We start from the raw sequence: 25,365 nt of genomic DNA, 5'->3' as shown, positions 1-25,365 counted from the left end.
GGAGGAGCGGGAACGGTGAAAGCGTTGGTCACCGGCATTTCCGGATTTGCGGGAAGTCATTTGGCGGATTATTTGTTGAGCCAGAACGTGGAAGTGTTCGGCATGGTGCGCAGCGGCAGCAAGCTGGAACGGCTTGGGAACGCCATTGGGCGCATTCGGCTTGTGGAATGCGATCTGCGCGAAGAACAGGCCGTCCACCGGGTCGTCAAAACGCTTAGGCCCGATCTGATCTTTCATCTCGGAGCGCAAAGTTCGGTTCCGGTTTCGTGGGGCTCGCCAATCGATACGCTGCATAACAATATCGCCGGACAAATTCACCTCATGGACGCCGTTCGGCTGAGCGGGATCGATTGCAAAATCCAAATCGCCGCTTCCAGCGAAGCGTACGGGAGCGTAAAGCCCCACGAAGTGCCGCTCAAGGAGACGAATCCCCTTCGCCCTTTAAGCCCGTACGCGGTCAGCAAAGCGACCCAGGAATTGCTCGGCTACCAGTACTTCAAAAGCTACGGCCTGCCGATCGTCGTCACCCGGGCTTTTAATCATATCGGACCGAGACAGAGCGACAACTTCGTCGCTTCCAGCTTTGCCCGGCAAATTGCCCGGATTGAAAAGGGCGAGAGTCCGCCCGTGCTGTACGTCGGCAATTTGGAGGCGTGCCGGGATTTTACCGACGTGAGGGATGTCGTTCGCGCGTACTGGCTGGCGCTGAAGGAGGGGGAGCCCGGGGAAATTTACAACGTCGCCTCGGGCGAATGCCGGCCGATTCGCGAGCTGCTCGAACGGCTGCTCTCCCTGGCCGCCGTCGAGATCAAGGTGAAGCAGGACCCGGATCGGCTGCGGCCCGCCGATGCGGCTACGCTGTATGGCGATTATTCCAAGCTGGAGCGCAAAACGGGCTGGAGGCCGGAAATTCCGTTTTCTCGCACGCTTGAGGATTTGCTGGAGGATTGGCGCAAGGCGCAATGACATTTTTGGGGAGGGTGCGATTCGCATGAGACATGGCGCGACGGCAGCGAAAACGAGGAGCAAGCGGAAAAGAACTTCGGTGAAGGTCCGCAGGACGTATCGGGGGGTAAAGACGAAGAAAAAATCGCTCAAGCTTAAATTCAAAAAGGTTCGGAAGCTGAAGCTCAAAAAATCGTACGGGCGACTTCGGCGCGGCAAAAGAAAAGGAAGCCTGCGCTTGGCCAAAAAAGGGAAGCGGGCAAGGCTGGCCGTTCCGGTTCACGAGCATCCGCCGGAGGTCGTCGAACATCCTCCGCACCAAGAGCCCGAACATCGCGGGGAGCCCGAAGAACCTGCGGACACGGGAGCGCCCGGATTTTACAGAGGGATCAACCTGGTCGGATTTTTGCGGGCGGAGCTGGGCCTAGGCGAGTCGGTGCGGCTTGCGGCAAGATCGCTGGAAGCCAATCGAATTCCGTTCGGCATTCTGGATTATAAAGAGGTCATTTCCGAAGGCATGGGCGATTCGACCTGGGTGCATAAGGAAATGGGAGGACCGCTTTACAAGGTCAACGTTTTCCACATGAATTCGGACTCCCTGCCGCACTGCCACAACTATTTCGGTCACGATTTGTGGCATAACCGCTTCAACATCGGCGTCTGGCACTGGGAACTGCCGGAGTTTCCGGACGAACTGTGCGAAGGCTTCAATTACGTACAGGAAATCTGGGCCCCGACGACGTATGTTCAGCAGATTATCGCCCAAAAATCGAGGGTGCCGGTGGTACGAATTCCCCACGGCATTCACGTCGATTTTATCCCGGAGTTGAACCGCGACGCCTTCGGCCTGCCGCACGACCGCTATCTTTTCTTTATGATGTTCGACCTGCAAAGCACGATGGCGCGCAAAAACCCGCAAGGCGTGATCGATGCGTTCAAAATGGCGTTCGATAAAGACGACCCGCGCGTCGGACTCGTGCTGAAGGTCAACAATTCGAGCCTGCGTCCCGAGGATGTCGAGCAGATCCGTCCGCTCATCGACGGGCACAGCAACATTTTCCTGATGGACCGGCTGATGAACCGGATCGAGGTGAACTCGCTGATCAACAGCACCGATTGCTATGTTTCGCTGCACAGGGCCGAAGGCTTCGGGCTGGGGCTCGCGGAAGCGATGTTCCTCGGCAAGCCGGTCATCGGAACGAACTATTCCGGCAACACGGACTTCATGAGTCCGGAAAATTCCTGTCTCGTCGACTACACGATGGTCCATGTGGGCGACGTATGGGCGGGGCCGTACCAGGCTCATCAAATATGGGCGGAACCCGACATCGCGCAAGCGGCCGGGTATATGCAGCAGCTCGCCTTCAATCCGGAATGGCGCACGGCGCTTGCCCTCAGGGGACAAGAGACGATCCGGACGCAATTTTCGCCCGAGGTGGCGGGACGGATGATGAAGCAAAGGTTGAAAGAACTGGGCTGGTATTGAAGCCTCGTTTCATAATTGGTCGAATCTTCATGGTACAAGGCCCGATCACCGGAAGGCCAGTCTGCATTATATAGAGCATACCACGACGAAAGGGGTGCTCTGATATGGCAGTTTTTGTGTATAAAACAGGGGCGATTCCGCGCGCTTCCTTGGATGCGACGACGACGGTCAGCGTGACGGTTACGAACATGAACGACGATCTCGGCGTCAATACGGCCCGCATCATCTATTGGGAAGTGCCGGCTGCCGGCGTAAAAACGGCTCTTTCGCAAACGGCCTTCGCTCTTCTTGCAAACAACAACTTGACGACTTCCTTTACGGTTACGTCGACGGTGGCTCAATTTGCGGTCGAGGTTCGCTATTCGAATCCGAACATCGTTCCGGAAATTACGCTGGTCGGCGGAGCTGCGGTGGAACGCATCCAGGCGGGAGAAATGTTCTTCGCCAGCAGTCCGACGGACAATCCGTAATCGCTCTGTCATCGAGGGACCGCCGCTTGCCGGCGGTCTTTTTCTGATGAGTCGAGGCGGTCACCTGTCCGGAGCCGCCGACATAAATTGATGGACGGACGTTTTTTTCGGTAACGGGCCGCGCGGGAAGGGCAAGCTCGGCTTCGGTTCAAGGAGGCAAAAGCAGATGGAGCTCGGAGAACATCCGCTCGGGGAAAATCCGCATAGCGCCGGCAGAGCCAAAGAATGGATTCGCCAAATCCGGAGCGACGCGGAGCAGCTCAAGGCGGTTTTGTGGTCGGCGGAGGAATGGAACGCGATCGGGAAAACGATGGAAATCTGGCAATCCCGGATGCAAAATCACCGCAACGATATTATCGAGCATTTGAATTGGTACAAAAATATCGGCTGGAAAACGTTTTTGCCGGACGCGGAACGACTTGAGGCGCGGGCGAACGCGGAAGCGACGGCGAAGGAAAAGGCCCGGCTTGCGGAATGGGTCGAGGGGAATGTGCGAATGTCCAATTTCTATTTGGCGTTCAAGCGGCAGCTTCCGGAAAGCAAATTGTTCGGGCTGCTCGCGCAATCCGGCCTTCCCGAAATCGGCCGGCTGTCCGTGCTGGACGCCTCCTGCGGAGACGGAACGTGGCTGCGGGCCTGCATCGGGCGCGGAGCGGAACCGAAGCGGCTCGCGGGAGTCGAATTGAGCCGGGAAGCGCTCGCGGAGGCAAGGCGGCAGTCGCCGCCCGGCGTCGCGTATGCGCATGCCGATCCGGACGATCTTCCGTTCGCCTCAGGGTCGTTCGATCTGATTTTGGCAGTCGGCTTGTTTATGCATATGCTGGACGACGGATTGCGGGCCGCGGCTGCCGGCGAGCTGATCAGATTGCTTGCCGACGGCGGCATGATCGTAACGTTCGACTTTCATTCGGGAACGGAAAAAGGACTCGAGCCGTACCTCCGCTATACGACGAAGGGGATGGATCCGGAGGAGCTCGGGCGTCTGTTTGCCGGGCTTGCGGTCGAATACGAGTATATGCCGCTCGGCGACAAGCATCCCGATTACGGATACGGCTTCGCGGCGATAAGGAAGTCCGTCGGGGAACGGGGGGAACCGGATGCGCATGAGTCGTGAACGGATGGAGCAAACGCTGGCGCAGTTGGAAACGGCGATATCTTCGTGCATCCAAGAATGGAAGCGGGATAACGACGAAACGGGCTACGAATGCTTTCTGCAGTCGCTTGACCTGCTGGAAGCGATGGCGGACGCCGCGGCCGCGGATGGCGGCAGCGAGCCTGCGAAGCTTGTCCCGCTCCTGACGAAGCTGCATGCCCATGTGCGGAACCGGGACATCGTCGCGATCGTCGACGAATTCGAATGGAGCCTCATTCCGTTTGTTCGGGATTGGCGAAAGGTTGTGACCGCAAATGCCGGAAATCCGGGTTGACGAAGACGAACATGGCGGCAACGGCGACGGATTATTCCGCCGCAACCTGGCGCTTCTTCAGGAACCGCTGCAGCGGCGGATTTTGCAGGCGGAGGCGGAGGAAGCGAACGGCCGGATCGAGGTGCTGCGGACAGCCTCGGGACTGCCGGTCGCGCGTTACGGGAGCGTAGACACGTCCGCGATGATCAACGGCGCCGATCCTCTCGGACAGGCGAAGGAATGGTGCGACCAAATTCCGCTCGAGCAGGTCGGCGCGCTATTCGTTTACGGCTGCGGCTTCGGGTATCCGCTGTTCGAAATTGCGACCCGGAAACATCCGGAGACGCTGGTGTTCGTATTCGAGCCCGATATCCGGCTGTTTGCCGCGATGCTTCGCGAGTTTCATCTGGAGCCTTGCCTTCGTTCGCGAAAATTCGCCTTTTTCGTCGGCCGCTACGAGGAATTCGCGCCGGAGTTCGAACGGCTGATGTCGTCCGACATTTTCCACGGGTGCACGGCTCCCACGCTTGCCTTCGCTCCCGGATCCAGGCTGATGAAACGCGAATGCTTCCGCGTTCACGAACGGGTTTTCGAGTTTTTCATGCTGCAGCTGGAAAAAATGGGGAACGATCATTACGATTCCGTGCTCGGGTTTCATCAGATCGTCGACAATGTGGACGAAGTGCTCGAAAATCCGTACTTGAGCTGTTTGAAAGACCGGTTTGCGAACGTTCCGGCGTTCATTATCGCCAACGGCCCTTCGCTCGACCGGGCGATTCCGGCGTTGAAGGAAGCTTGCGGCAAAGCGCTTATCGTGGCCAGCGAATCCGCCGTCACCCCGCTGCTGCGCAACGGAATCGTGCCGGACGCGGTTTGCGTATCGGAACGCTCGGAGCGAAGCTATCGGCGTCATTTCGAGGGGAAGGCGTATCCGGGGGAGCTGGCGCTGCTCGGCATGGCCGTCATCGATCCACGGATTTTTTCCTCGTTCAAGGGGCCGAAAATTCCCGTTTTTCGCAGTCTGGAATCGAACGGCTCGTTTTTCAACCAGATCGTTGGGGACGGCAGCGCGCTGTTCGGCGGGAAAAGCTCGGCGCATTTCGCCTTCGAAGCGGCTCTCTACATGGGGGCCGACCCGATCGCGCTCGTCGGGCAGGATTTGGCGTACGGCCGGGACGGATCGACGCACAGCGCCCAATCGGTGTACGCCGAGGCGGCGCACCGGGAGGCGGTGCAAAGGCTCCGGGAACAGCCGACCGTCCATTTGCCGAGCAACGACGGCCGGATGATTCCCTCGAACGCCATCTGGTACCAATTCAAGCTCATCTTCGAGCAGATGATCGCGGAACATCCGCGGGCGACGGTGATCAATACGACGGAAACGGGCGCCGCGATCGGCGGAACGGCCGTCGCCAAGCTTTCGGCCGTCGTCAGGGCGTACTGCGGCGAGCCGCTGCGGGTCAAACCCCATGAAATCATAAACGAAGCCAAGCGTTCGCTCGACCGGGACGACCGAACCCGCAAGCGGGAGCGGCTGGCGATCGAGCTGGCCAAATACAGGGACGTATATCGTTCCCTGGAGCAGCGCATGGCGAAGCGGAAAAGCGGCTGCGAGCGGCTCGCCGAGGAAGCGCGAGCCGGCACGGACGCGCTCGTTCCGGGCTTCCGCCGCGAATACGAGCGAAACCGGAAGGAAATCATGCAATTTCTTTCGCCCGACATGCACATCCTTTACTTTCAGCAAGTCATCATGGCCGGATATTACAAATTGAACGCGCTCGGCCCGCCGTCTTCGCCGAACGCCTTCCGCAAGGCGTTCCTCGTTCAATACGAGACGTTCGAGCATCTGCGTTTCGTTTGCGAGAGCTTGGTCCGGAATATCGGGATCGCCCTCGGCAAGCTTGCGGACGGGGACGGACGAAAATGACGGCCTCGGAGCATCCGGACTTGAGGCGGAACGAAACGTTTGCCCGGAACGCGGCGTTTCTTCCGGCGCCGCTGCGGCGGCGCATCCTGGAAGCGGACCCGGAGGAAATCCGAAGCGGGATCGCCGTCGCCCGGTCCGAAGACGGGCATCCGGTCTGCAGCATGGCCGAAGGCGGCCGAACGTTTCGAATCAACAGCCTGCGGCCGCAGGACCAGGCGAAGCGCTGGTGCGGCCAAATTCCGTTCGGCGAGGTCGGCGCCCTGTTCGTATACGGCTGCGGCTTCGGCTACCCGCTGCTGGAAATCGCCGAACGAAAGGATCCGGACACGCTCGTTCTCGTGTTCGAGCGGAGCCTGCCCTTGTTCGCGGCGATGCTTGCCCACGTCGATCTGGAGCCGGTATTCCGCACGGGGAAGTTCGCCTTTTTCGTCGGGCGGCCGGATTCGTTTTCGCCGGAGTTCGCGCGGTTGATTTCGCAGCCGGAGCTGTTTTTTCTGACGGCGCCGACGCTTGCCTTCGCTCCGGAAGCGCGGCTGTTCAAGCGGGAATACGTTCAAATTCATGCGCGCGCGCTCGAACTGCTCGCCCTGCAAACGAAAAAAATCGGAAACGACCATTACGACTCCGTTCTCGGGTTCCGCCAGACGATCGCAAATTTGCCCGAAGTGCTGGAAAATCCGTACGCAAGCTGCCTGAAAGACAAGTTCAAGGGCGTACCGGCCTTCATTATCGCGAACGGCCCGTCGCTTGACAAGGACATTCCCGAATTGAAGCGGGCGGTCGGCAAAGCGCTTATCCTGTGCAGCGAATCGGCGATCGCGCCGCTGATGAAAAACGGGATCGTGCCCGATGCGATCTGCGTTTCGGAACGTTCGGAGAAAAGCTATCGGCGTCATTTCGAACGCGACCGGTATCCGGAAAAGCTGGCGCTGCTCGGTCTTTCGGTCATCGACCCGCGCATTTTCGCGTCTTTCGAAGGGCCGAAAATTCCGATTTTTCGCCGTTTCGATTCCGACAGCCGGCTCGTTAACGGGGCGATCGGGGACGGCAGCGCGTTTTTCGGCGGAAGAAGCTCGGCGCATCTCGCGTTCGAGGCCGCGGTGTACATGGGAGCGAATCCGGTCGTGCTGGTCGGGCAGGATCTCGCGTACGGCCCCGGCGGGGAGACGCACAGCAGGCAGTCGGTGTATGCGGAAGCTTCGCAGCGGGAAACGGTCGAACGCATCAAGGCGTCGCCGGACGTTTACTTGCGGGGCAACGACGGGCGAACGGTCCGTTCCAACGCGAAGTGGAACCATTTCAAGCTGATCTTCGCCGAGATGATCAAGGAAAATCCGCATGTCGCCGTGCTGAATGCGACGGAAGCGGGCGCCGTCATCAAGGGCGCGAAATACGTGCCGCTGGGGCGCGCGATCGACGCTTATTGCGCGAGGGACCTGCCGGTCGCTCTGCATGAGGTCGTTCGCGACGCGAAGCGGGCGGTGGACGTCGCAAGCCGAAAACGGAGGCTTGGGACGCTTCAGGTCGAGCTCGAAAAGTATGCGGCGATCTACGACGCGCTCGATTCGTTCTGCGCCCGGCAGCAGGAGCGGTGCGAGCGGCGGATCGGGGGGCCGGAAGCCGGACCCGATTCCGTCTCCGCCTCCCAAGGCGAACGGCGGGGCGAATCCGCCGACTTCGCGCTCGAAGCGCTGCCGCTGTTTCTGGATCCGCACCTGCATATGACGTATTTTCAACAGGCGCTGTTCGCCGGCCTTCACCCCTTGAACGAGCTCGGGCCCGCCCGTTCCCGGGAAAAGCGCGACGCTTCGCTGGGCATGCAGGCCGAACTTTTCGGCTGGCTCGGTTTGGTGTGCCGAAGCCTTGCCTCCCATTTTCGCGACGCGGCCGGAAGCATCCGCTCATGGAGAGACGGCATGCCGCCGGAATGAATAAGATAGGATGCGAAAGGAACGGGGGAGATCAGGGTGACAAATCCGCCTTCTATCCTGCGGGACGCATGCCTTGTCGTGGCGGAAATCGCGCAGGCGCACGACGGCAGCCTCGGCACGGCGCACGCGCTGATCGACGCGGCGGCCGAGGCCGGCGCGGACGCCGTCAAATTCCAGACGCATATCGCCTCGGAGGAGAGCACGTCCCGCGAGCCGTGGAGGGTCAAGTTCAGCCGGCAGGACGCCACCCGCTACGATTATTGGAAACGGATGGAGTTTACGAAGGAGCAATGGAGGGGACTGAAGGCGCACGCGGAGGAGCGGGGGCTGATCTTCTTCAGTTCGCCGTTCTCGCCGCTTGCGGTCGATTGGCTGGAGGAGCTCGGCGTTCCGTTCTGGAAGGTGGCTTCCGGCGAAATCGCGAACAAGCCGTTGATCGATCGGATGCTGCGAACGGGCAAGCCGATGCTGGTGTCGACCGGCATGTGCACGCTGGAGGAGCTGGACGCGTGCGTCGGCCGGATCCGGGAGGCGGGCGGAGAGGTCGTCGTCTTTCAGTGCACGTCCGAATATCCGTGTCCGCCGGAGCGCGTCGGCCTGAATCTGCTCTCTTTTTACCGGGAGCGGTACGGCTGCCCGGTCGGCCTGTCCGACCATTCGGGCGAAATCTATCCGGGCCTGGCGGCCGCCTGGCTTGGCGCCTCGATGATCGAGGTGCACATCACGCTGTCCAAGCGCGCGTTCGGACCGGACGTGCCGGCTTCGCTGACGCCGGAGCGGCTGAGGCAGCTCGCGGAGGGCGTCAAATTCATGCGAAGGATGCGGGACTCTCCGGTCGATAAGGAAACGGCGGCCGGCCGGTTCGGGGATCTGCGGGCGATTTTTTACCGCAGCCTCGTGGCCCGATCGGACCTGAAGGCGGGCACGGTGCTGACGGAGGACATGATCGCCGTCAAAAAGCCGGGAGGCGGCCTTTCGCCGGACCGTCTGGGCGAGCTGATCGGCAAAAGGCTGCGGCGCTCCGTGCCCGCCGATCATCCGTTCGGCGAGTCCGATTTTGCGGCGGAAGAGGAGGGCGACGGGCGTTGAACATTTGCGTGGTTTTGGTGGACCGCGCCAATTATGGCCGCTTGAAGCCGGTCATGGCCGAGCTGCGGACGCGTCCCGGCGTCCGGATGCAGGTCGTCTGCGCCGGAACGATGCTGCTCGACCGGTTCGGCAAGGCGAAGCAGGTCGTGGAAGCGGACGGGTTTCCGATTGACGAAGAGGTGTATCTGGAAATCGACGGTTCGCTGCCCGCCACGATGACGAAATCGATCGGACTCGGCATTATCGAGTTTTCCAGCGTTTTTCGCAAGCTTGATCCCGATTTCGTCCTGCTGATCGGCGACCGGTACGAGGCGCTCGCGGCCGCCATCGCCGCCGTGTACCAGAATCTGTGCCTCATCCATCTGCAGGGCGGAGAAGTGACCGGTTCGATCGACGAGGCGACGCGCCATGCGATCACGAAGCTCGCCCATTATCATTTTCCGGCCACGAGGCGCTCGGGGCGGTACATCGTCCGGATGGGGGAACGGCCGGAGACGGTGTTTCCGCTCGGCTGCCCGAGCGCGGACGTCGTCGCGGCCGCTTCCGGGGACGTGCCGGCCGAGCGCATCGCCGCCGCGGGCGTCGGGGCGGAAATCGATTTCGGCAAGCCGTATCTGCTGACGCTGTTCCATCCCGTCACGACCGAATTCGCCGCGGCGGAAGATCAGATGAACGAGCTGCTGGCGGCCGTCAAGGAGACGGGCATGCAAATCGTGCTGCTGTGGCCGAACATCGACGCGGGCGCGGATTCCGTTTCCGGCGCGATCCGCCGGTTTCGCGAATTCAACCGCGACGTTCCGCTGCACGCGTTCAAAAATTTCGAACCCGAGGACTACGTTCCGCTGCTGCGGCAGGCGGCCTGCTGCGTCGGCAATTCCTCCAGCTTCGTTCGGGAGGCTTCCTTCCTCGGGACGCCGGTCGTGCTGGTCGGCTCCAGGCAGGACGGGAGGGAGTGGAGCGGGGCGGTAAAGCGGGTAGAGCCGATCCGGGAGGCGATCGCGGAGGCGATTGCCGCGCAGCTCGCCCACGGGCGGTATCCGCCAAGCGGCTTGTACGGCAAGCCCGGCGTGTCGGCGCGGATCGCGGACAAAATCGCGACGCTGCGCCCTTACGGCCAAAAAAGGCTGGCGTACGGAAAAGAAAAGGCGACGGGGGTGTGATCGATTGAAGCGGTTGGTGTACAGCGGACCGCCCGAAACCGTCGGCATCGTGGAGAAGGAGATGAACGGGCGATTCGAGGTTGTCGCTCCCGGCGAGGAACCGGAATCGCTGCTTCCGGAAATCGAGCGGTGCGCGGTGTTTCTGGACGCCTCGATGAAGACGAGGCTGACCGAGGAAACGATCGCGAAGGCAAAGGCGCTTGAGCTGGTCGCGACGGCGACGACCGGGGCGACCCATATCGACGCCGAGGCGCTGCGGCGGCGGGGCATCCCGCTTCTGACGCTGAAAGGGCAAACGGAGTTCCTGCGCGAGCTGACGCCGGCGGCCGAGCATTCGTGGCTGCTCCTGCTCGCGTGCGCCAGGCGGCTGCGCGGCGCGATCGAAGGAACGCTGCGCGGCGAATGGAACCGGCAGCGTTATCCGGGCGTCATGCTGCGCGGCAAAACGCTCGGCATCGTCGGCATGGGCCGCATCGGCACCTGGATGGCGAAGTACGCGGATGCGTTCGGGATGAAGGTCGTCGCCTACGACCCGTATGCGGACGAATTTCCGCCGGGGACGGAACGGGCCGGGCTGGACCGGCTGCTGGCCGTATCGGATTTCGTCAGCGTTCACGTTCACGTGACGGAGGAGACGAAAGGGCTGCTGAGCGCGGACAAAATATCGGGCATGAAGCCGGGAGCGGTCCTGATCAACACGTCGCGCGGCGAGGTGGTCGACGAGCGGGCGCTGCTCGAGGCGCTCCGCTCGGGCAAGCTTGCCGCGGCCGGGCTCGACGTGCTGGCGGACGAACCGGACATCGGCCGGAGCGAGCTGTGGCAATACGCCCGGCAATCGGAGCGTATGATCGTTACCCCGCATATCGGGGGCTACTGTCCGGAGACGGTCGAGCGGGCCGTCGCGTTCGCCTGCGGGCGCATCCGCGATTACTGCGAAGGAGGCGCGCCATGAGCGAGCTGGCCCGCCGGCTCGCCGGGGAGCTGGTCCGCGCGGGTGTCCGGCACGCCTTCGGCGTCGCCGGCAGCGGGATCAGCTACGATCTGATCGCGTGCCTCGCGGAGCTCGGCGTTCCGTACTATCCGGCCGCCCACGAAGCGGCCGCCGCGCTGATGGCCGGGGCGTGCGGCCGGGACGGCCGGCTGCGGGCGGCGGCGATCGGCATTAAAGGGCCGGGACTTGCGAATTTCGTCCCGGGCATGCTCGCCAACCGGTACGAGGCGAGGGCCGCGCTTACAGTGAGCGAATCGTATCCGTCCGCCGCCCCGGCTTACGCCATGCACAAGCGGGCCGACCATGCCGCGCTGGCAAGCGCGGCCGCGAAAGGGTATGCCCGGCTGGACCGCGAGCTTCGCGTCGTCGGATCGCTTGCCGAGCTCGCCGCCCGGGAGACGCCGGGTCCGGTCCATCTGGACATCGCCGAAGAGCCGGAAGACGCGGCCGGGGTCCGTTGCTTTTCGGCCGTCGGTTCGGGCCTGCCGGCTTGCGGCGAACCGGGCGAACCGGGCGAAGCGGCCGGATCGGACGGCGGGAGGCGGGCGCTGGAGCGCGCGCTCGAAGCCGTTCGGCGCTCGGAGAGGCCGGCGATCGTTCTCGGCTCGGTGGCGGCCCGGCGGCTCGGTTCGTTCCGCTGGGACCGAATCGGCGTGCCGGTGCTGACGACGGCGGCCGCAAAAGGGTGCGTCGACGAGCGGAGCGATTTTTACGGCGGCATCGTCACCGGAGAAATCGCGAAGCTGTCGCCGGAGCGAAGCGTTCTGCGGGAAGCGGACCTCGTCGTCGGCATCGGCCTCCGAAATACGGAGGTCGTGCGCACGGCGCTGACCGAAGCCGAAATCGTGATCGCGGACCATGCCGCTCCCGGGCTGAACGCGGGCTTCGGGGCGTCGGCCGTCGCGCATGCGGACGATCTGGAAGCCGCGTGCGCGGAGCTGGCGGAGGCCCTTTCCGCCAAAAGCTGGGGGGCGGAGTATCTCCGGACCTACTGGCGGGACGTGGACCGCGAGCTGTTTCGCGGCTCGTGGCTTCCGGCGGCCGCGCTGCGCGAAACGCAGGAGCGGCTGGAAGGCAAGGAAACGATTCTGACGGCGGACACGGGACTGTTCTGCACCGTCGCCGAAACGGTATGGAAGGCGCGACGGCCTTTCGAATATTGCGGCAGCGGCAACGGCCGGTTCATGGGCATTTCGGTGCCTTCCGCCATCGGCCTGGCCGTCGCCCATCCGAACGCGACGGTCGTTTGCGTCGCCGGCGACGGCGGCATCCGCCCTTATCTGGCCGAGCTGAAGCTGGCCGTCGCCTGCAAGCTCAGGCTTGTCGTGCTGTACATGACCGACGGGGGGTACGGCTCGATCCGGCGGGCGACGGCATCCCGAACGGTCGGCGGCGTCCCGACGGGCGGCCGTCCGGAAACCGGCCGTCCGGAAACCGGCCGTCCGGGAGCCGGCATGCCGCCGGGCGGACACCCGGCGGAAATCGCCGATTCGAGCTGGTACCGGCCGATGGCCGCGCTCGGCTGGGAAGCGGCGCGGGCGGAGAGCGTCCGGCAGCTGCGGCGGGCGCTTGCGCGAATCGACCCGGACCGGATGGAGGCTCCGTTTTTTTTGGAATTGGCGTTCGACAAGGCCCGATATACGTCGATGACGGTAAATTTGAGGTGAAAAAAATGCCTGCCAAGCATATTCTAGTTCTCGGTGCCGGATCGGTCGGCAAGCGGCACTTGCGCAACTTCGCTTCCTTGGGCTGCCGCGTATCCGCCATGGACCCCCGCCGGGACCGGCTGGACGAAGCGGGGAAAGAGACGGAGCTCGCGCACGCTTTCGCCGCCTTGGACGAGGCGTGGCGCGCGGACGATTTCGATGCCGTCGTCATCGCCTCGCCTCCCGCCTTCCATGTCGACCAATGCCTGCAATGCCTGCAGCGGGGCAAGCCGGTGCTGCTGGAAAAGCCGCTCTCCCCGTCGCTTGCCGATGCGCGGCGGCTCCCGGCTTCGGATGCGGGCCGTCCGGCGTCCCCCGCCCTGCTGATCGGCTACACGTACCGGTGGTGGGCCTCGATCGTCCATTTGCGCGACATGCTTCGCGGCGGGGCGATCGGCAAGCCGCTGTACGCCGATTTCGTCATGAGCGCCCATCTCGCCGATTGGCATCCGTGGGAGCCCTATCAGCAGTTTTTTATGGCCAGCGAGAAGCTGGGCGGCGGCGCCCTGCTCGACGAGAGCCACTTCATCGATTTGCTCGTCTGGCTTTTCGGCATGCCGAAAAGCGTATACGCCAACGTCGAGCGCATCAGCTCGCTTGAAATCGAAACCGACGATCATGTGGACATTTTGGCATCATACGACTGGAGCTTTCGCGCGCGAATCCATTTGGATCTGTACGGGCGGCCGCACGAGAAAACGATTCGGATCGTCGGCGAGAGCGGAACGCTCGTCTGGACGTTCGAACCGGATGCCGTCCGCATCGGGCTCGGGGCCGGGCCGGACTGGAAGGAAATCCGCTTCGGCCATGAGCGGAACGAGATGTTTCTGCGGCTTGCCGGGCATTTTCTGGATATCGTCCGCGGAGACGCCGAGCCGGCGTGCGCGCTTCGGGACGGGCTTAACGTCATGGAGGTCGTCGAGGCGTGCCGGCAAAGCTCGCGAAGCGGCCGCTCCGCGGAGCTTCGTTCCGTCGGGAAGGACGGTGAAAGCTATGTATCTGAATAAAAGCGTCATCGCCATCGTTCCGGCGCGCAGCGGAAGCAAAGGCATTCCCGGCAAAAACATGCGCAAGCTGTCGGGACTTACGCTTATCGGCCATGCGGGAACATGCCTGAGCCGGCTGCCGTGGCTCGATGCCAAGGTGATTTCGTCCGATTGTCCGGCATACATCGAGGAAGGCGGACGTTACGGGCTTGACGCCCCGTTCGTTCGCCCCGCCGAATTGAGCGGGGATACGGCCGGGGCGGTGGAGACGGCCGTTCATGCGCTGGCGGAAGCCGAAAGGGCGTACGGCCGAACCTACGACGTCGTGCTGCTGATCGAGCCGACGAGTCCGCTGCGGGAGGCCGAGGACGTGGAGCGGGCGACGGAGCTGCTCATCCGCTCGCAGGCGGATTCGGTCGTGACGGTGAGCGCGCTGCCGTCCAAATTCCATCCGCGGAAAATATTCGGCCTGGACGGAGGCAAGCTTGCGTTTTACGAGCGGGACGGCGCCGAAATCGCCTATCGGCAGGCGCTGGACGACAAGTACTGGCGCAACGGCGTTTGCTACGCGCTGACGAGGGATTGCCTTTTGAACAAGCGAAAAATCGTGACGGATCGCACGCTGCCGCTTCCGATCGACCGCGAGGTCGTCAATATCGACGAGCCCGTCGAGCTCGAATGGGCGGATTTTTTGCTTCGCAAGCGCGGAAAAAAGGAGGCGAGGCGCCGATGAACTGTCCGTTATGCGGACAAAAGGAGCCGCAAATGCTGACCGACCGCCTGCGGAACGGGGAACCGCTCCGCGTCTTGTACTGCCCGGATTGCGACGCGGGCTATCTCGAAGACCGGAAAACCGGCGACGAGCTGAAGGCGTACTATCGGGACGCGTACAGGAAAGAATACAAGCCGGATTTGCGCAAACAGGCGGATGCCGGCCGGCTGTTCGACATCGCCGCCCGGTTCCAGGAGGACAGGATCGCGCGGATCGAGCGCTACTTGCGCAAGGAAGCGTCCGTTTTGGACGTAGGCTGCTCGTCGGGCGCTTTTTTGTACCGGATCAAGGACAAGGTCCAGGCGTTGGCCGGCGTCGAGCCGGATCCGGAGGCGGCCCGCTTTGCGTCGCGCGCGTGCGGCTGCCCGGTTTATGCGGGCTATTTGCCCGAGACGCCGCTGCCGAAAGGCTCGTTCGACGTCGTCTGCTCCTTTCAGGTAATGGAGCATGTCGAGGACCCGCTGGCGTTTTTGCTGCAAATGAAAGAGTACGTGAAGGATGACGGGGTTCTGTGCGTCGAAGTGCCGAATTTGCGGGATGCGCTTGTCTCGGCGTTCGAGCTGCCGAATTACAGGCGTTTCTATTTTCGCAGCGCCCATCTGTTCTACTTCGGCGATCGCGGCTTACGGCTGCTGATGGAACGGGCGGGGCTCGAGGGCGACGTCTTTTATTCGCAGGACTATCACTTTGTCAATCACATGAACTGGGCGCTGAGCGACAAGCCCCAGCCGAGCGCAGAGGACGGCATGGGGGAGCCGGCCTTTCCGCTGCGGCGGGAGGCCGATCCGGATGCCGGGGCCAGGCTGAACGGCTTCTTGCGCAGGGTGAACCGGGAGTATAAGGCGCTGCTGGAAGAGCTCGGCATGACGTCGAAAATCGGTTTCATCGCCCGCAAAAAGCGGGATTGACCGGAAGCGCCCGCCGCTGTCCGATCGGGAAAAGGGCGCTTCGGCCGCGCTCATCCGGGGAGAAGTCCAAGCCGGTCCCGTCCCCCCTTTCATAGAATAGCCAAGGGGTGATACGGATGAATGCGGTAATTATGGCCGGCGGAAAAGGCAACCGGTTCTGGCCGAGAAGCGTCGAGGCCAAGCCGAAGCAGTTTCTGGAGCTGACGGCGAGCGGAGAAACGATGCTGCAGGTAACGTACCGGCGCCTTCGTTCGTGGCTGCCGAGCGAGAACATTTACGTCTCCACCGCGCAAAAATACGTTTCGCTCGTTCGCGAGCAATTGCCCGGCATCGACGAGCAAAGGATGATCGTAGAGCCGGAGCAGCGGGATACCGCTCCCGGCATCGCGCTGATCGCGCTCTCCTTCTTGGCTCGGGGCAACGGCGACGTGTTCGCGACGATTCCGTCCGACCATCATATCGGGGACGAGAAGGCGCTCGGCGCCGCTCTCCGCCAGGCCGCCTCCGTGGCGGAGGAAGAGGGAGCGATCGTGACGCTCGGGGTTGCGCCGACCCGCCCGGAGACGGGCTACGGCTATATCCGCGCGTCGGAATTGCCGGGCGGGAACGGCGTCTTCAAAGTTTCATCCTTTATCGAAAAGCCGGACGCGGCAACGGCCGAGAAGCTGGTCCGGCAACGCCATGTATTTTGGAACAGCGGCATTTTCGTCTGGAAGCCGTCGACCGTCGCGCATTATATGGCGAAATTTCAGCCGGACATGTGGACTGCGCTTAACGAAGGGACAGACCGGCTGGACGCCGTCTACAAGGGTTTGCCCGGCCTATCGGTCGATTACGCGATCTTGGAAAAAGCCGACCGCATTTATATGATTCCCGCCCGGTTCGAGTGGGATGACGTGGGCAGCTGGACGTCGCTGGAACGGGTTCGGGTTCCCGACGCCGACGGCAACGTCAAGGAAGGCTTCGTGGAAACGGTGGACAGCCGGAACAACATCGTGTTCTCCGAAAGCGCCCGCACGATCGTCATCGGGGCCAGCGATCTGATCGTCGTATCGACGGCGGACGGACTGCTGGTCTGTCACAAGTCGAGGGAGCAGAGCATCAAGACAGTGCTGCAGAGCTTGAAGAGCAAAGGGGACGGCGGGGACAGCGAGGACGGCGAGAACAGCGAGAACAGCGAGAACAGCGAGAACAGCGGGACCTGAAGCCCGGCGGGCCGGAGCTTCCGCCTTTTCGGCACAAACGGGAACGAGGCGGGACAGGCTTTGGGCGGGCCGGCTTGGAAGCATCCGCACGGAGTAGACGCAAGCGGCGTCAGGTTCGCTGCGTATGGGGGACCCGGCGGCGGCGCGGACGTGGTGCACCCAGTACGCTACATGGAGGAAATCCGACGCTGGCGGAGCGAATGTGATGCATCCAGTACGCTACATGGAGGAAATCCGACGCTGGCGGAGCGAATGTGATGCATCTAGTGCGCTACATGGAGGGAGTTCGGCGCTGGCGGAGCGAATGTGGCGCATCCAGTGCGCTACATGGAGGGAGTTCGGCGCTGGCGAAGCGAATGTGGCGCATCCAGTGCGCTACATGGAGGGAGTTCGGGGCTGGCGGCACGAATGTGGTGCATCTAGTGCGCTACATGGAGGGAGTTCGGCGCTGGCGGAGCGAATGTGGCGCATCCAGTGCGCTACATGGAGGGAGTTTGGCGCTGGCGGCACGAATGTGATGCATCCAGTGCGCTACATGGAGGGAGTTTGGCGCTGGCGGAGCGAATGTGGTGCACCCAGTGCGCTACATGGAGGGAATCCGGCGTTGGGGGCGCGGATGTGATGCATCCAGTGCGCTACATGGAGGGAGTATGGCGCTGGCGGAGCGAATGTGGTGCATCCAGTGCGCTACATGGAGGGAGTTCGGCGCTGGCGGAGCGAATGTGGTGCATCCAGTGCGCTATTTGGAGGGAGTTCGGGGCTGGCGGCACGAATGTGATGCATCCAGTGCGCTACATGGAGGGAATCCCGCGCTGTGGGCGCGAATGTGGTGCATCCAGTGCGCTACATGGAGGGAATCCGGCGCTGGGGGCGCGGATGTGGTGCACTCGGTTGCGCATAGCAAGGGGCTGCGCCGCTCGCGGAACAACATCCGCCGCGGCACAGCCCCTTTGATTGCCGATGAAGTACGAACGGTACGGCAAGCGTTTTAAACCCGTCCGCAGGACGAAACGGCGGCGGTCGCCGCCGCCCGCTAAAGGCGCGCGGAATCCGCGGAACGACTTCCGGCAATCCGATTCCCGGCCGCCGTCCATTCCGCCAGACGCAGCTCAAGCTTCCCGGTCAGCGCATGCACCTGCTCGGCAAAAGCTTCCCGCGCCGCCGGGTCCATCGACTCCGCCGCCCGCTCGAGCGCTTCCGCGGAGAGCTCCGCTGCCGACAGCGCGGCCAGCAGCGCCTGCATTCCGGCCCGGACGGCGGCCTCCGCGGATGCAGGCGTTTCGCCGCCGCCGCGCGCCGTTCCGTCCGTTTCGGCCGGGGCGGCACCCGAGCCGGCGGCGGCAGGTCCGCCGGCATCGGTCCCGCTCTCCGCCGCGCCCGCGGGCTCCTGCGCCCCGGCTCCGGCCGCTTCCCGCGCCGATCCGTCCCCGCCTTCCCGTTCGGCCGCTTCCTGCCCGGGTCCGCCTGTTGCCTCCCGTCCGGCCGATGTACCGGCTCGGGCCTTCGGCTCGGGCTTTTTGCCGCGTTCGGCCTTGTTGCTCTCGTATACCGACCACGTTTCCAGCAGCGCGGGTCCCGTCTTGTACAGCAGCTTGGCTTTGGTGGCGTCCGAGATGTCCGGATCCTTGAACAGGCGGGCGATCCGCTTGATGTCGCCGACGGGAAGCTCGTCCCGCGCGGCGGTCAAGGCGAGGGAATCCCGGTACTCCATCGGCAAGTCCTTGAGCGGCAACGCCTGATCCTCGGTCAGCCGGTCCTTGCGGATTTCGGTTCCCTTGACGATCAACTCCCGCACGGCCGGTCCGAAGTTAAGCAGGTCGCACTTTTTCTTGATATAGCTTTCGGTTTTGCCCAGCTTGGCGCCCAAATATTTGAGCGAGCTGTTGAACGCGGATTCGTGCAGCAGCTTATGGTAAGCTTCCGCCTCTTCGATCGGGGAAAAGCCTTCGCGCGTCAAATTCTCGGCGACCTGCTCCAGATAGATTTCCATCGCGTCCGTCGCCGCAGAGACGATGCAGGGGATGGAGGGAAGTCCGAGCGTCTTGCAGGCGAGATAGCGCCGGTTGCCGTAAATGATCGTATACCTTCCGTTTTCCGCTTTCCGCACCTTGATCGGAGACAGCAGGCCGAGCTGTTCGATGCTGCGGGTCAGCTCCTGCAACGCCTCCTCGTCGAAGCGGGAACGGGGCTGATGCTTGTCTTCGTCGATAAGGCTCAGGTCGATTTGAACAATGTCCATGGGCATCTCCTGTTTTAGAGTGGCAATATATGTATTATATATCGGACAAGTCGTTTCGTCATATTTCGAAATTGTTATTGCATAAAACGGCAGCCGCTGGTAGAATGAAAACACAATAATTGAAAGCGCTTCAAATCGCGCTATAATTACAACGTTGTAATTAAAGGTCGATTGGAGGGAACGGGGTGGAAAAACGATACTTTTCATAATTTTTTTGTTTTCGTTTCGGATTAAAATTCAAACGTTGTAAAATAACCGATTCGCGCCGCGGAACGGGAACAAGGAGTGCCGGCACGATGGAGAATCGAAAGCCGAAACTGCTTCATCTGATCAAACGGGATAAATATTTGCTGTTGATGTTTGCTCCCATCTTCGTCTATTACGCCGTATTCATGTATTTGCCGATGCCTGGAATTGTAATCGCCTTCAAGGATTTTGCTCCAGGGCAAGGCATTTGGGGCGGGGAATGGGTCGGGCTCAAGTGGTTCGGGCAGTTTGCCGATTCGATTTACTTCTGGCGGCTTATCCGCAATACGTTTCTGCTCGCTTTTTACCCGCTGCTGTTCGGCTTCTGGATTCCGATTCTGTTCGCGGTCTGCATCGTCGAAATTAAAAACCGCGCGTTCAAGCGCTTCGCCCAGACGGTTACATATTTGCCGCACTTTATATCCACCGTCGTCATCGCGGGCATGATCATCAACTTTTTGTCGCCGACGGACGGCATCGTCAATTCGTTTCTCGCCAGGCTCGGCATGGAAAAAATCAACTTCATGATGGAGCCGGGCTGGTTCCGCGCCATCTTCACCGGTTCCGAAATCTGGCAGAGCTTCGGGTTCAGCTCGATCATCTACATCGCCGCCATTATGGGCATCGATCCGGAAATGTACGATTCCGGCAAAATCGACGGCGTCAACAAGTTTCAGGAGCTGTGGCATCTGACGCTGCCGAGCATCAAGCCGACGATCGTCATTCTGCTGCTGCTGTCGCTCGGCGGACTGATGAGCGTCGGGTTCGAGAAGGTGTATCTGCTTTATAACGGCTCGACCTACGAGACGGCGGACGTCCTGTCGACCTACGTTTACCGGATGGGCATCGAAGGACAAAACTTCGGGCTTGCCGCCGCGATCGGCCTGTTCAATTCGCTCGTCACGTTCATCCTCGTCTTTGCGGCGAACGCGCTGTCAAGGCGGGCTACGAACCTGTCGTTATGGTAATGCGGCCATTCCCGCCCCATCTCGAGGCAAAGGAGCCAATTCAATGAGAAAATCGCCGGCAGACCGCACGTACTATTCGCTGGTCTATCTGATGACCGTTGCGGCCGTCATCGCCACGCTTTATCCGTTCCTGTACGTGCTCAGCGTTTCGTTCAGCTCTGTAAGCGCTATCGACAAACAGCAAGTGTGGCTGTTTCCGGTCGACTTCACGTTTGACGGCTACAAAATGGTGCTGCAGTACAAGGAAATCTGGACTTCCTACTACAACACGATCTGGTACACCGTCGTCGGCACGGCGCTGAACCTGTTCGCCACGTGCCTGGCGGCTTTCCCGCTGTCCCGCGCCAAGTTCTTTTTGCGGCGCAAGCTCAATTTTTTCATCGCGTTCACGATGTACTTTTCCGGCGGCCTCATCCCGGCGTACATGCTCATCACCTCGCTCGGCTTGTACAATACCCGTTGGGTGATGGTGCTTCCCGTGCTCGTCTCGACGTTTAACGTCATGATCTGCCGCTCGGCGTTCGAAAGCATTCCGGGCGAAATATTCGAGAGCGCCAGTCTGGACGGGGCCAACGACCTGACGATTTTGTACCGGATCGCGGTTCCGATCATCAAGCCGACGCTGGCGGTGCTCGGGCTCTATTATGCCGTGTTCCACTGGAACAACTTTTTTAGCGCGTTGTTGTATTTAGGCAATCAGGAGCTGCAGCCGCTGCAAATTTTCCTTAGGCGGGTGCTCGTCATGGCGTCGCCGGAAATTATGCAGAAGATGGGCGGAGGGACGTCGACGAGCGCGCTCGCGGTGTCGACCCTGCAGGTTCGCTATGTGTCGATCGTCGTCAGCATCGTGCCGATCGTCATGATCTATCCGTTCATCCAGCGCTATTTCGTCAAGGGCATTACGCTCGGGGCAGTAAAAGGGTAGCCGCCCTTTTCTGTATATAGCTTTCCAAACTACGAGGAGGGAAGAAAAATGGCAAACAGAAGAAAAGGGTTGGTCTGCGCGGCAGGTCTGGCGCTGCTCGCATTGGCGGTCGCCGGCTGCTCCGGCGGCGGAAGCGAAGAGAAGGGGAGCGCGACGCCGGCAAGCGGCGGGGCGTCCTCGTCGAGCTACGTCTATACGGGCTCGGGGCCGATAACCGACGCGCCGGAGAAGCTGACGATTCTTGCGACGAACGCCTGGACGACGAACGTCGACCTGGCCACGGCGGAAATCGTCCGGACGATCGTCGACAAGGCGGGCGTGACGGTCGACTGGCAGCTGCTGCCGCCGCAAAATTACGCCGATGCGGTCAGTCCGCGGCTCGCTTCCGGCATCGATCTCCCGGATATCGTCTATCTGCCCGACCAGGATCAGCTGATGAAGTACATTAAAAGCGGCTTGTTTCTTCCGATCGACGAGTATTACGAAAAATACGGCGTGAATCTGAAAAAGCTGTACGAGCAAAATCCGGACATCAAGGCAAGCCTGACGACGCCCGACGGCCGGATGTACTACGTGCCGCAGCGGGTGCTGACGAAAAACTACATGCCGCTGTTCATGGTCAACACGCGCTGGCTGGACGCCGTCGGCCTCAAGGAGCCCGCCACGCTCGACGAGTTCACGGAGATGCTGCGCAAATTCAAGACGGACGACCCGAACGGGAACGGCCAGGCGGACGAAATTCCGTTCTCGCTCGATCCGAAGTTTTTGCCGATGGCGTTCGGGCCCTCGTTCGGCATGGATCTGTATACCCAGTTTTACGCGGACGACGCGGGAAAAGTGCATTTCGGCTACTATGAGCCGGCATACGAGGACTATTTGACGTATTTGAACGGCTTGTACGGGGAAGGGCTGCTGCCGGTCGACTTCGCGAGCGCGACGAGCGATCAGGTGACCTCGCGGTTTTCCCAGAACGTCACGGGCGCCACGTTTAACTTCAGCTGGTACACGTCGATGGTGTACAGCCCGCTGTTCGAGGATTACGACCCGAACGTGCCGCTGATCAAGGGCATCGCCCCGCTGGCCGGACCGAACGGGGACCGGTTCTACGTCGGCCGGACGCCGGTCAGCGGCATTTTCGGCATCTCCAAAAACGCCAAAAACCCGGAGCTTGCGTTCAAATTCCTCGACTACGCTTCTTCGGAAGAGGCGCAGACGTATTACACCTGGGGGATCGAAGGCGTCACGTACGAAATCGCGGACGGCAAGAAGCGGTTTACGGAGCAGGGCAAAAGCAACGACTTCATCCAGAAGCTCGGCATCGGCCCGGTGAACCTGCCGAACTCGCAATCGACCGAATCGACGGACGTGCTGGTGGCGCCGTGGCATGCGGAAATTGACAAGGAGATGGAAAAGTATATTAAAGCGCCGTTCCCGTTCGTCTACGCCCTGCCGGAGGAAGCGAGCGTGGAGAGCCAGTACATGACGGATATTTCGACGTACGTCGAAGAAATGCACTACAAGTTCATCACCGGACAGGAGAACCTGGGCAATTTCGGCAAATACATCGCCAATCTGCAAAAAATGGGCATCGAGCAAGTGATCGAGGTCAAGCAGGCGCAGTACGACCGGTACTTGGCCGCCAACGCGTAACAAAAGCCGAACGGAATGGAGAGCGGCGCGGGGAGGCGTCGGCAGACACTTCTCCGCCCGCTTTGAAAGCGCTAGCCTTCGAGGGGAAATTTCGGTATTGTTAGGGTAACGGAGAAGTTTGACGGTTCGGTCGGAAAGGGCGTGAACGCAAGCGATGATCACGATCAAGGATATCGCCAAGCTGGCGGGCGTAAGCTACAGCACGGTGTCCAAGGCGCTAAACGGCAATCCTCTCATCAAGCCGGCGACGCGGAAGAAGGTGCTGGAAATCGCCGAAAAGCATCAGTACCGGAAAAATATTTTGGCCACCCAGCTTTCCTCCGGCAAAAGCAATATTATCGGGTTTGTCCTTGACGAATTGAGCAGCAACCCGCTGTTCGCGCATATGTCCAAAAGCTTGCACCAGGAGCTGAGAAAGCGGGGCTATCAGATGATTCTCGTCGTCTCGATGGACGGCTACGAAATTTTCAGCCAGCTGCGGGTCGACGGGTGCATCTTCTGGGACTATCGGCCCGGCAAGCATAACGATTTCATGAAGGATTTTTCGAACCTGAGCATTCCCTGGTTCTCGCTCGGCGCGGATGACAATCCGAACTCCCCCTACATCATGATCGACCGGAAGGAAGGGATTTACAAAGCGGTGGAATTTCTTCACGCGTTCGGCCACCGCAGAATCGGCTTCATCGGCAATTCGCAGGACATCAAGCTCGAAGGCTTCAAGGAAGCGCTTCGGCGCCTGGGGCTCGGGTTCTCGGAGGACCACGTGCTGCCGGCGCACTCGAGCTGGGAAGACGGCTATTTCGCCGTGCGTCGTTTCCCGTTCGGGGAAGGATCGCCGACCGCGTTTATCGGCTTGAACAGCCTGGTAACGAGGGGGGCGCTTCGGGCGCTGCTTGAGGCGGGCTTCCATGTGCCGGACGATATTTCGTTGATCGGCTACGACGATTTGCCGGAAATGCAAAACGCCGAGGTCGCCCTGACGACCGTCGGCCCCCCGCTGGACGAGATGGCCGCCCAAGCGGCGGAGCTGATCGTGGCGCTGATTCGCGACGAGCCGGCGGAATACCCGATCGTGGTTCGGCCGCGAATCCAGCAGCGGAATTCGGTCGCGGCGTGCAAGGAAGAGAGATAGCGGGAGGGGGAGAAATCGGCGATGAGTCATGAGAGGGACCGGAATCCGGCGTTTCACCTTGCGGAAACGGCGGCGAGGCGCAGCTTCGTCGTCGCGGCGGACGGCAGCGGGGACTTTGCGTCCGTTCAGGCGGCCGTCGACGCGATCCCTCCGGATTTTCCGGAACGGGTGACGATTTTCATACGTCAGGGCGAATACCGGGAAAAGGTGTTTATCGACCGCCGGAAAGTCAGCCTGATCGGCGAGGGAGCGGATCGGACGGCGATCCGGTGGGACGATTACGCCTTGAAGACGTTTCCGGACGGAGAACCGTACAACACGTTCAACACGTATACGCTGTTCGCGGGCGCGGACGATTTCATCGCGGAAGACTTGTCGATCGTCAACGGCGCGGGCCGCGGCGAGGACGTCGGACAGGCGGTAGCCTTGTACGCCGACGGCGACCGGGCGGTTTTCCGGCGGTGCCGACTGATCGGGTGGCAGGATACGCTGTTTACGGGGCCGCTGCCGCCGAGCCCGGTCGAACGGGCGACGTTCGGCGGCCCGAGAGAAGGAGCTCCCCGCCGGCCCTCGCGCCAATACTACGAGGACTGTTACATCGAGGGCGACGTCGATTTCATTTTCGGGTCGGCGACGGCGGTGTTCAACCGGTGCGAGCTGTTTTCGAAAGCCCGCCGGGAATCGCCGGAGGACGGAGAAGACCGCGTTCACGGCTGGATTGCGGCGCCGTCGACTCCGGAGGACGCGGCTTTCGGCTATTTGTTTTTGTCGTGCCGTCTGACCGGCGACGCTCCGCCTCGCTCCGTCTACCTCGGACGCCCTTGGCGCGATTTCGCGAGCGCGGCGTTCGTGCGGTGCGACATGGGGGCGCATATCCGGCCGGAGGGCTGGCACGACTGGGACAAGCCCGGCGCGCGGCGGACGGCGCGATTCGCGGAATACGGCTGCGCCGGCCCCGGCGCTCCGGGCGGACACGGCCGGGCGGGAGCCGCGAACGGCCCCGCGCCCGAAGGGCGGACGGCGGCCGCGCGGGTCGATTGGAGCCGTCAGTTGACGAGCGAGGAAGCGGACGATATGACCGTTGACCGGGTGCTTGCCGGCGCGGACGGCTGGAACCCGCTTGCCGCAAAGCCGGGCATGTTCGAATTTGGCGGCGGATAAGCGAGTTTCGGACGCAGAGAATCGCAAACGCGAAAAGGACCGCCCTTACGGGCGGTCCGAAT

Annotated in this window: 21 protein-coding genes; 20 read left to right on the top strand and 1 reads right to left on the bottom strand. The window is 61.7% G+C overall.

All coding sequences use genetic code 11. The features are described 5' to 3' along the window. The first annotated feature begins 15 nt into the window (after window positions 1-15). The 15 genes from B7E11_RS11260 to B7E11_RS11190 all read left to right on the top strand — a co-directional run bounded on the left by B7E11_RS11260 (window position 16) and on the right by B7E11_RS11190 (window position 16,982). Window positions 16-966: a GDP-mannose 4,6-dehydratase gene (locus B7E11_RS11260; protein ID WP_080834418.1), complete on the top strand. Its 951-nt coding sequence runs from the start codon at window positions 16-18 to the stop codon at window positions 964-966. A gap of 25 nt (window positions 967-991) precedes the next feature. Further along, window positions 992-2,431 carry a glycosyltransferase gene (locus B7E11_RS11255; protein WP_080834416.1) on the top strand — a complete coding sequence of 480 codons (1,440 nt, stop codon included), beginning with the start codon at window positions 992-994 and terminating at the stop codon, window positions 2,429-2,431. 104 nt (window positions 2,432-2,535) lie between these two features. Then, entirely contained in the window at window positions 2,536-2,901 is a 366-nt protein-coding gene (locus B7E11_RS11250; RefSeq protein WP_080834414.1) for a hypothetical protein, read from the top strand. A 166-nt stretch (window positions 2,902-3,067) separates the two neighbouring features. Then, window positions 3,068-4,015: a class I SAM-dependent methyltransferase gene (locus B7E11_RS11245; protein ID WP_080834411.1), complete on the top strand. Its 948-nt coding sequence runs from the start codon at window positions 3,068-3,070 to the stop codon at window positions 4,013-4,015. After that, window positions 4,005-4,328 (top strand): hypothetical protein, encoded by a 324-nt coding sequence (locus tag B7E11_RS11240; protein ID WP_139787149.1) that lies wholly within the window; start codon window positions 4,005-4,007, stop codon window positions 4,326-4,328. Before B7E11_RS11245 ends, B7E11_RS11240 begins: the two co-directional genes overlap by 11 nt. Then, complete coding sequence (locus B7E11_RS11235; protein ID WP_080834408.1) at window positions 4,309-6,234, top strand: motility associated factor glycosyltransferase family protein; 1,926 nt, start codon at window positions 4,309-4,311, stop codon at window positions 6,232-6,234. The genes B7E11_RS11240 and B7E11_RS11235 overlap by 20 nt, the downstream gene beginning before the upstream one ends. Window positions 6,235-6,254: 20 nt before the next feature. Beyond that, window positions 6,255-8,165, top strand: coding sequence for a motility associated factor glycosyltransferase family protein (locus B7E11_RS11230; RefSeq protein WP_245809681.1), 1,911 nt, complete (start codon window positions 6,255-6,257; stop codon window positions 8,163-8,165). 36 nt (window positions 8,166-8,201) lie between these two features. Continuing rightward, window positions 8,202-9,254, top strand: coding sequence for an N-acetylneuraminate synthase family protein (locus B7E11_RS11225; protein ID WP_080834405.1), 1,053 nt, complete (start codon window positions 8,202-8,204; stop codon window positions 9,252-9,254). Then, the gene (gene neuC, locus B7E11_RS11220; protein WP_080834403.1) at window positions 9,251-10,414 is read left to right on the top strand and encodes a UDP-N-acetylglucosamine 2-epimerase; all 1,164 of its coding nucleotides are present in this window, start codon (window positions 9,251-9,253) and stop codon (window positions 10,412-10,414) included. Before B7E11_RS11225 ends, neuC begins: the two co-directional genes overlap by 4 nt. A 4-nt stretch (window positions 10,415-10,418) precedes the next feature. After that, window positions 10,419-11,366, top strand: a complete 948-nt coding sequence (locus B7E11_RS11215; protein WP_080834401.1) for an NAD(P)-dependent oxidoreductase — start codon at window positions 10,419-10,421, stop codon at window positions 11,364-11,366. Further along, on the top strand, window positions 11,363-13,072 hold the full coding sequence (locus tag B7E11_RS11210; protein ID WP_080834399.1) for a thiamine pyrophosphate-dependent enzyme: 1,710 nt from the start codon (window positions 11,363-11,365) through the stop codon (window positions 13,070-13,072). The genes B7E11_RS11215 and B7E11_RS11210 overlap by 4 nt, the downstream gene beginning before the upstream one ends. Window positions 13,073-13,077: 5 nt before the next feature. Continuing rightward, window positions 13,078-14,118 (top strand): Gfo/Idh/MocA family protein, encoded by a 1,041-nt coding sequence (locus tag B7E11_RS11205; protein WP_080834396.1) that lies wholly within the window; start codon window positions 13,078-13,080, stop codon window positions 14,116-14,118. Beyond that, a complete protein-coding gene (locus tag B7E11_RS11200) occupies window positions 14,105-14,830 on the top strand; it encodes an acylneuraminate cytidylyltransferase family protein (protein WP_080834394.1) in 726 nt (241 codons plus the stop codon). The genes B7E11_RS11205 and B7E11_RS11200 overlap by 14 nt, the downstream gene beginning before the upstream one ends. After that, window positions 14,827-15,777, top strand: coding sequence for a class I SAM-dependent methyltransferase (locus B7E11_RS11195; protein ID WP_176220697.1), 951 nt, complete (start codon window positions 14,827-14,829; stop codon window positions 15,775-15,777). Before B7E11_RS11200 ends, B7E11_RS11195 begins: the two co-directional genes overlap by 4 nt. A 116-nt stretch (window positions 15,778-15,893) precedes the next feature. After that, window positions 15,894-16,982, top strand: coding sequence for a mannose-1-phosphate guanylyltransferase (locus B7E11_RS11190; protein WP_080834390.1), 1,089 nt, complete (start codon window positions 15,894-15,896; stop codon window positions 16,980-16,982). 1,033 nt (window positions 16,983-18,015) lie between these two features. Here B7E11_RS11190 and B7E11_RS30635 read toward each other — a convergent pair. Continuing rightward, on the bottom strand, window positions 18,016-19,221 hold the full coding sequence (locus B7E11_RS30635) for a ParB/RepB/Spo0J family partition protein (RefSeq protein ID WP_080834387.1): 1,206 nt from the start codon (window positions 19,219-19,221) through the stop codon (window positions 18,016-18,018). Between the two features lie 296 nt (window positions 19,222-19,517). Between B7E11_RS30635 and B7E11_RS11180 the strand changes: the two genes are divergently transcribed. The 5 genes from B7E11_RS11180 to B7E11_RS11160 all read left to right on the top strand — a co-directional run bounded on the left by B7E11_RS11180 (window position 19,518) and on the right by B7E11_RS11160 (window position 25,303). Continuing rightward, on the top strand, window positions 19,518-20,435 hold the full coding sequence (locus B7E11_RS11180) for an ABC transporter permease (RefSeq protein WP_080834385.1): 918 nt from the start codon (window positions 19,518-19,520) through the stop codon (window positions 20,433-20,435). A 43-nt stretch (window positions 20,436-20,478) separates the two neighbouring features. Beyond that, window positions 20,479-21,360 (top strand): carbohydrate ABC transporter permease, encoded by an 882-nt coding sequence (locus tag B7E11_RS11175; RefSeq protein WP_080834382.1) that lies wholly within the window; start codon window positions 20,479-20,481, stop codon window positions 21,358-21,360. A gap of 48 nt (window positions 21,361-21,408) precedes the next feature. Then, window positions 21,409-23,010, top strand: a complete 1,602-nt coding sequence (locus B7E11_RS11170; protein WP_080834380.1) for an extracellular solute-binding protein — start codon at window positions 21,409-21,411, stop codon at window positions 23,008-23,010. A 154-nt stretch (window positions 23,011-23,164) separates the two neighbouring features. Next, the gene (locus B7E11_RS11165; protein WP_080834378.1) at window positions 23,165-24,142 is read left to right on the top strand and encodes a LacI family DNA-binding transcriptional regulator; all 978 of its coding nucleotides are present in this window, start codon (window positions 23,165-23,167) and stop codon (window positions 24,140-24,142) included. A gap of 21 nt (window positions 24,143-24,163) precedes the next feature. Beyond that, window positions 24,164-25,303, top strand: a complete 1,140-nt coding sequence (locus tag B7E11_RS11160) for a pectinesterase family protein (protein ID WP_080834376.1) — start codon at window positions 24,164-24,166, stop codon at window positions 25,301-25,303. Window positions 25,304-25,365 lie beyond the last annotated feature (62 nt).

The organism is Cohnella massiliensis (genome assembly GCF_900169535.1).
In the GTDB taxonomy this organism is placed as follows: domain Bacteria; phylum Bacillota; class Bacilli; order Paenibacillales; family Paenibacillaceae; genus Cohnella; species Cohnella algarum.
Note: the sequence above shows the minus strand (reverse complement) of the source record. Positions and strands in the feature narration are given on the sequence as shown.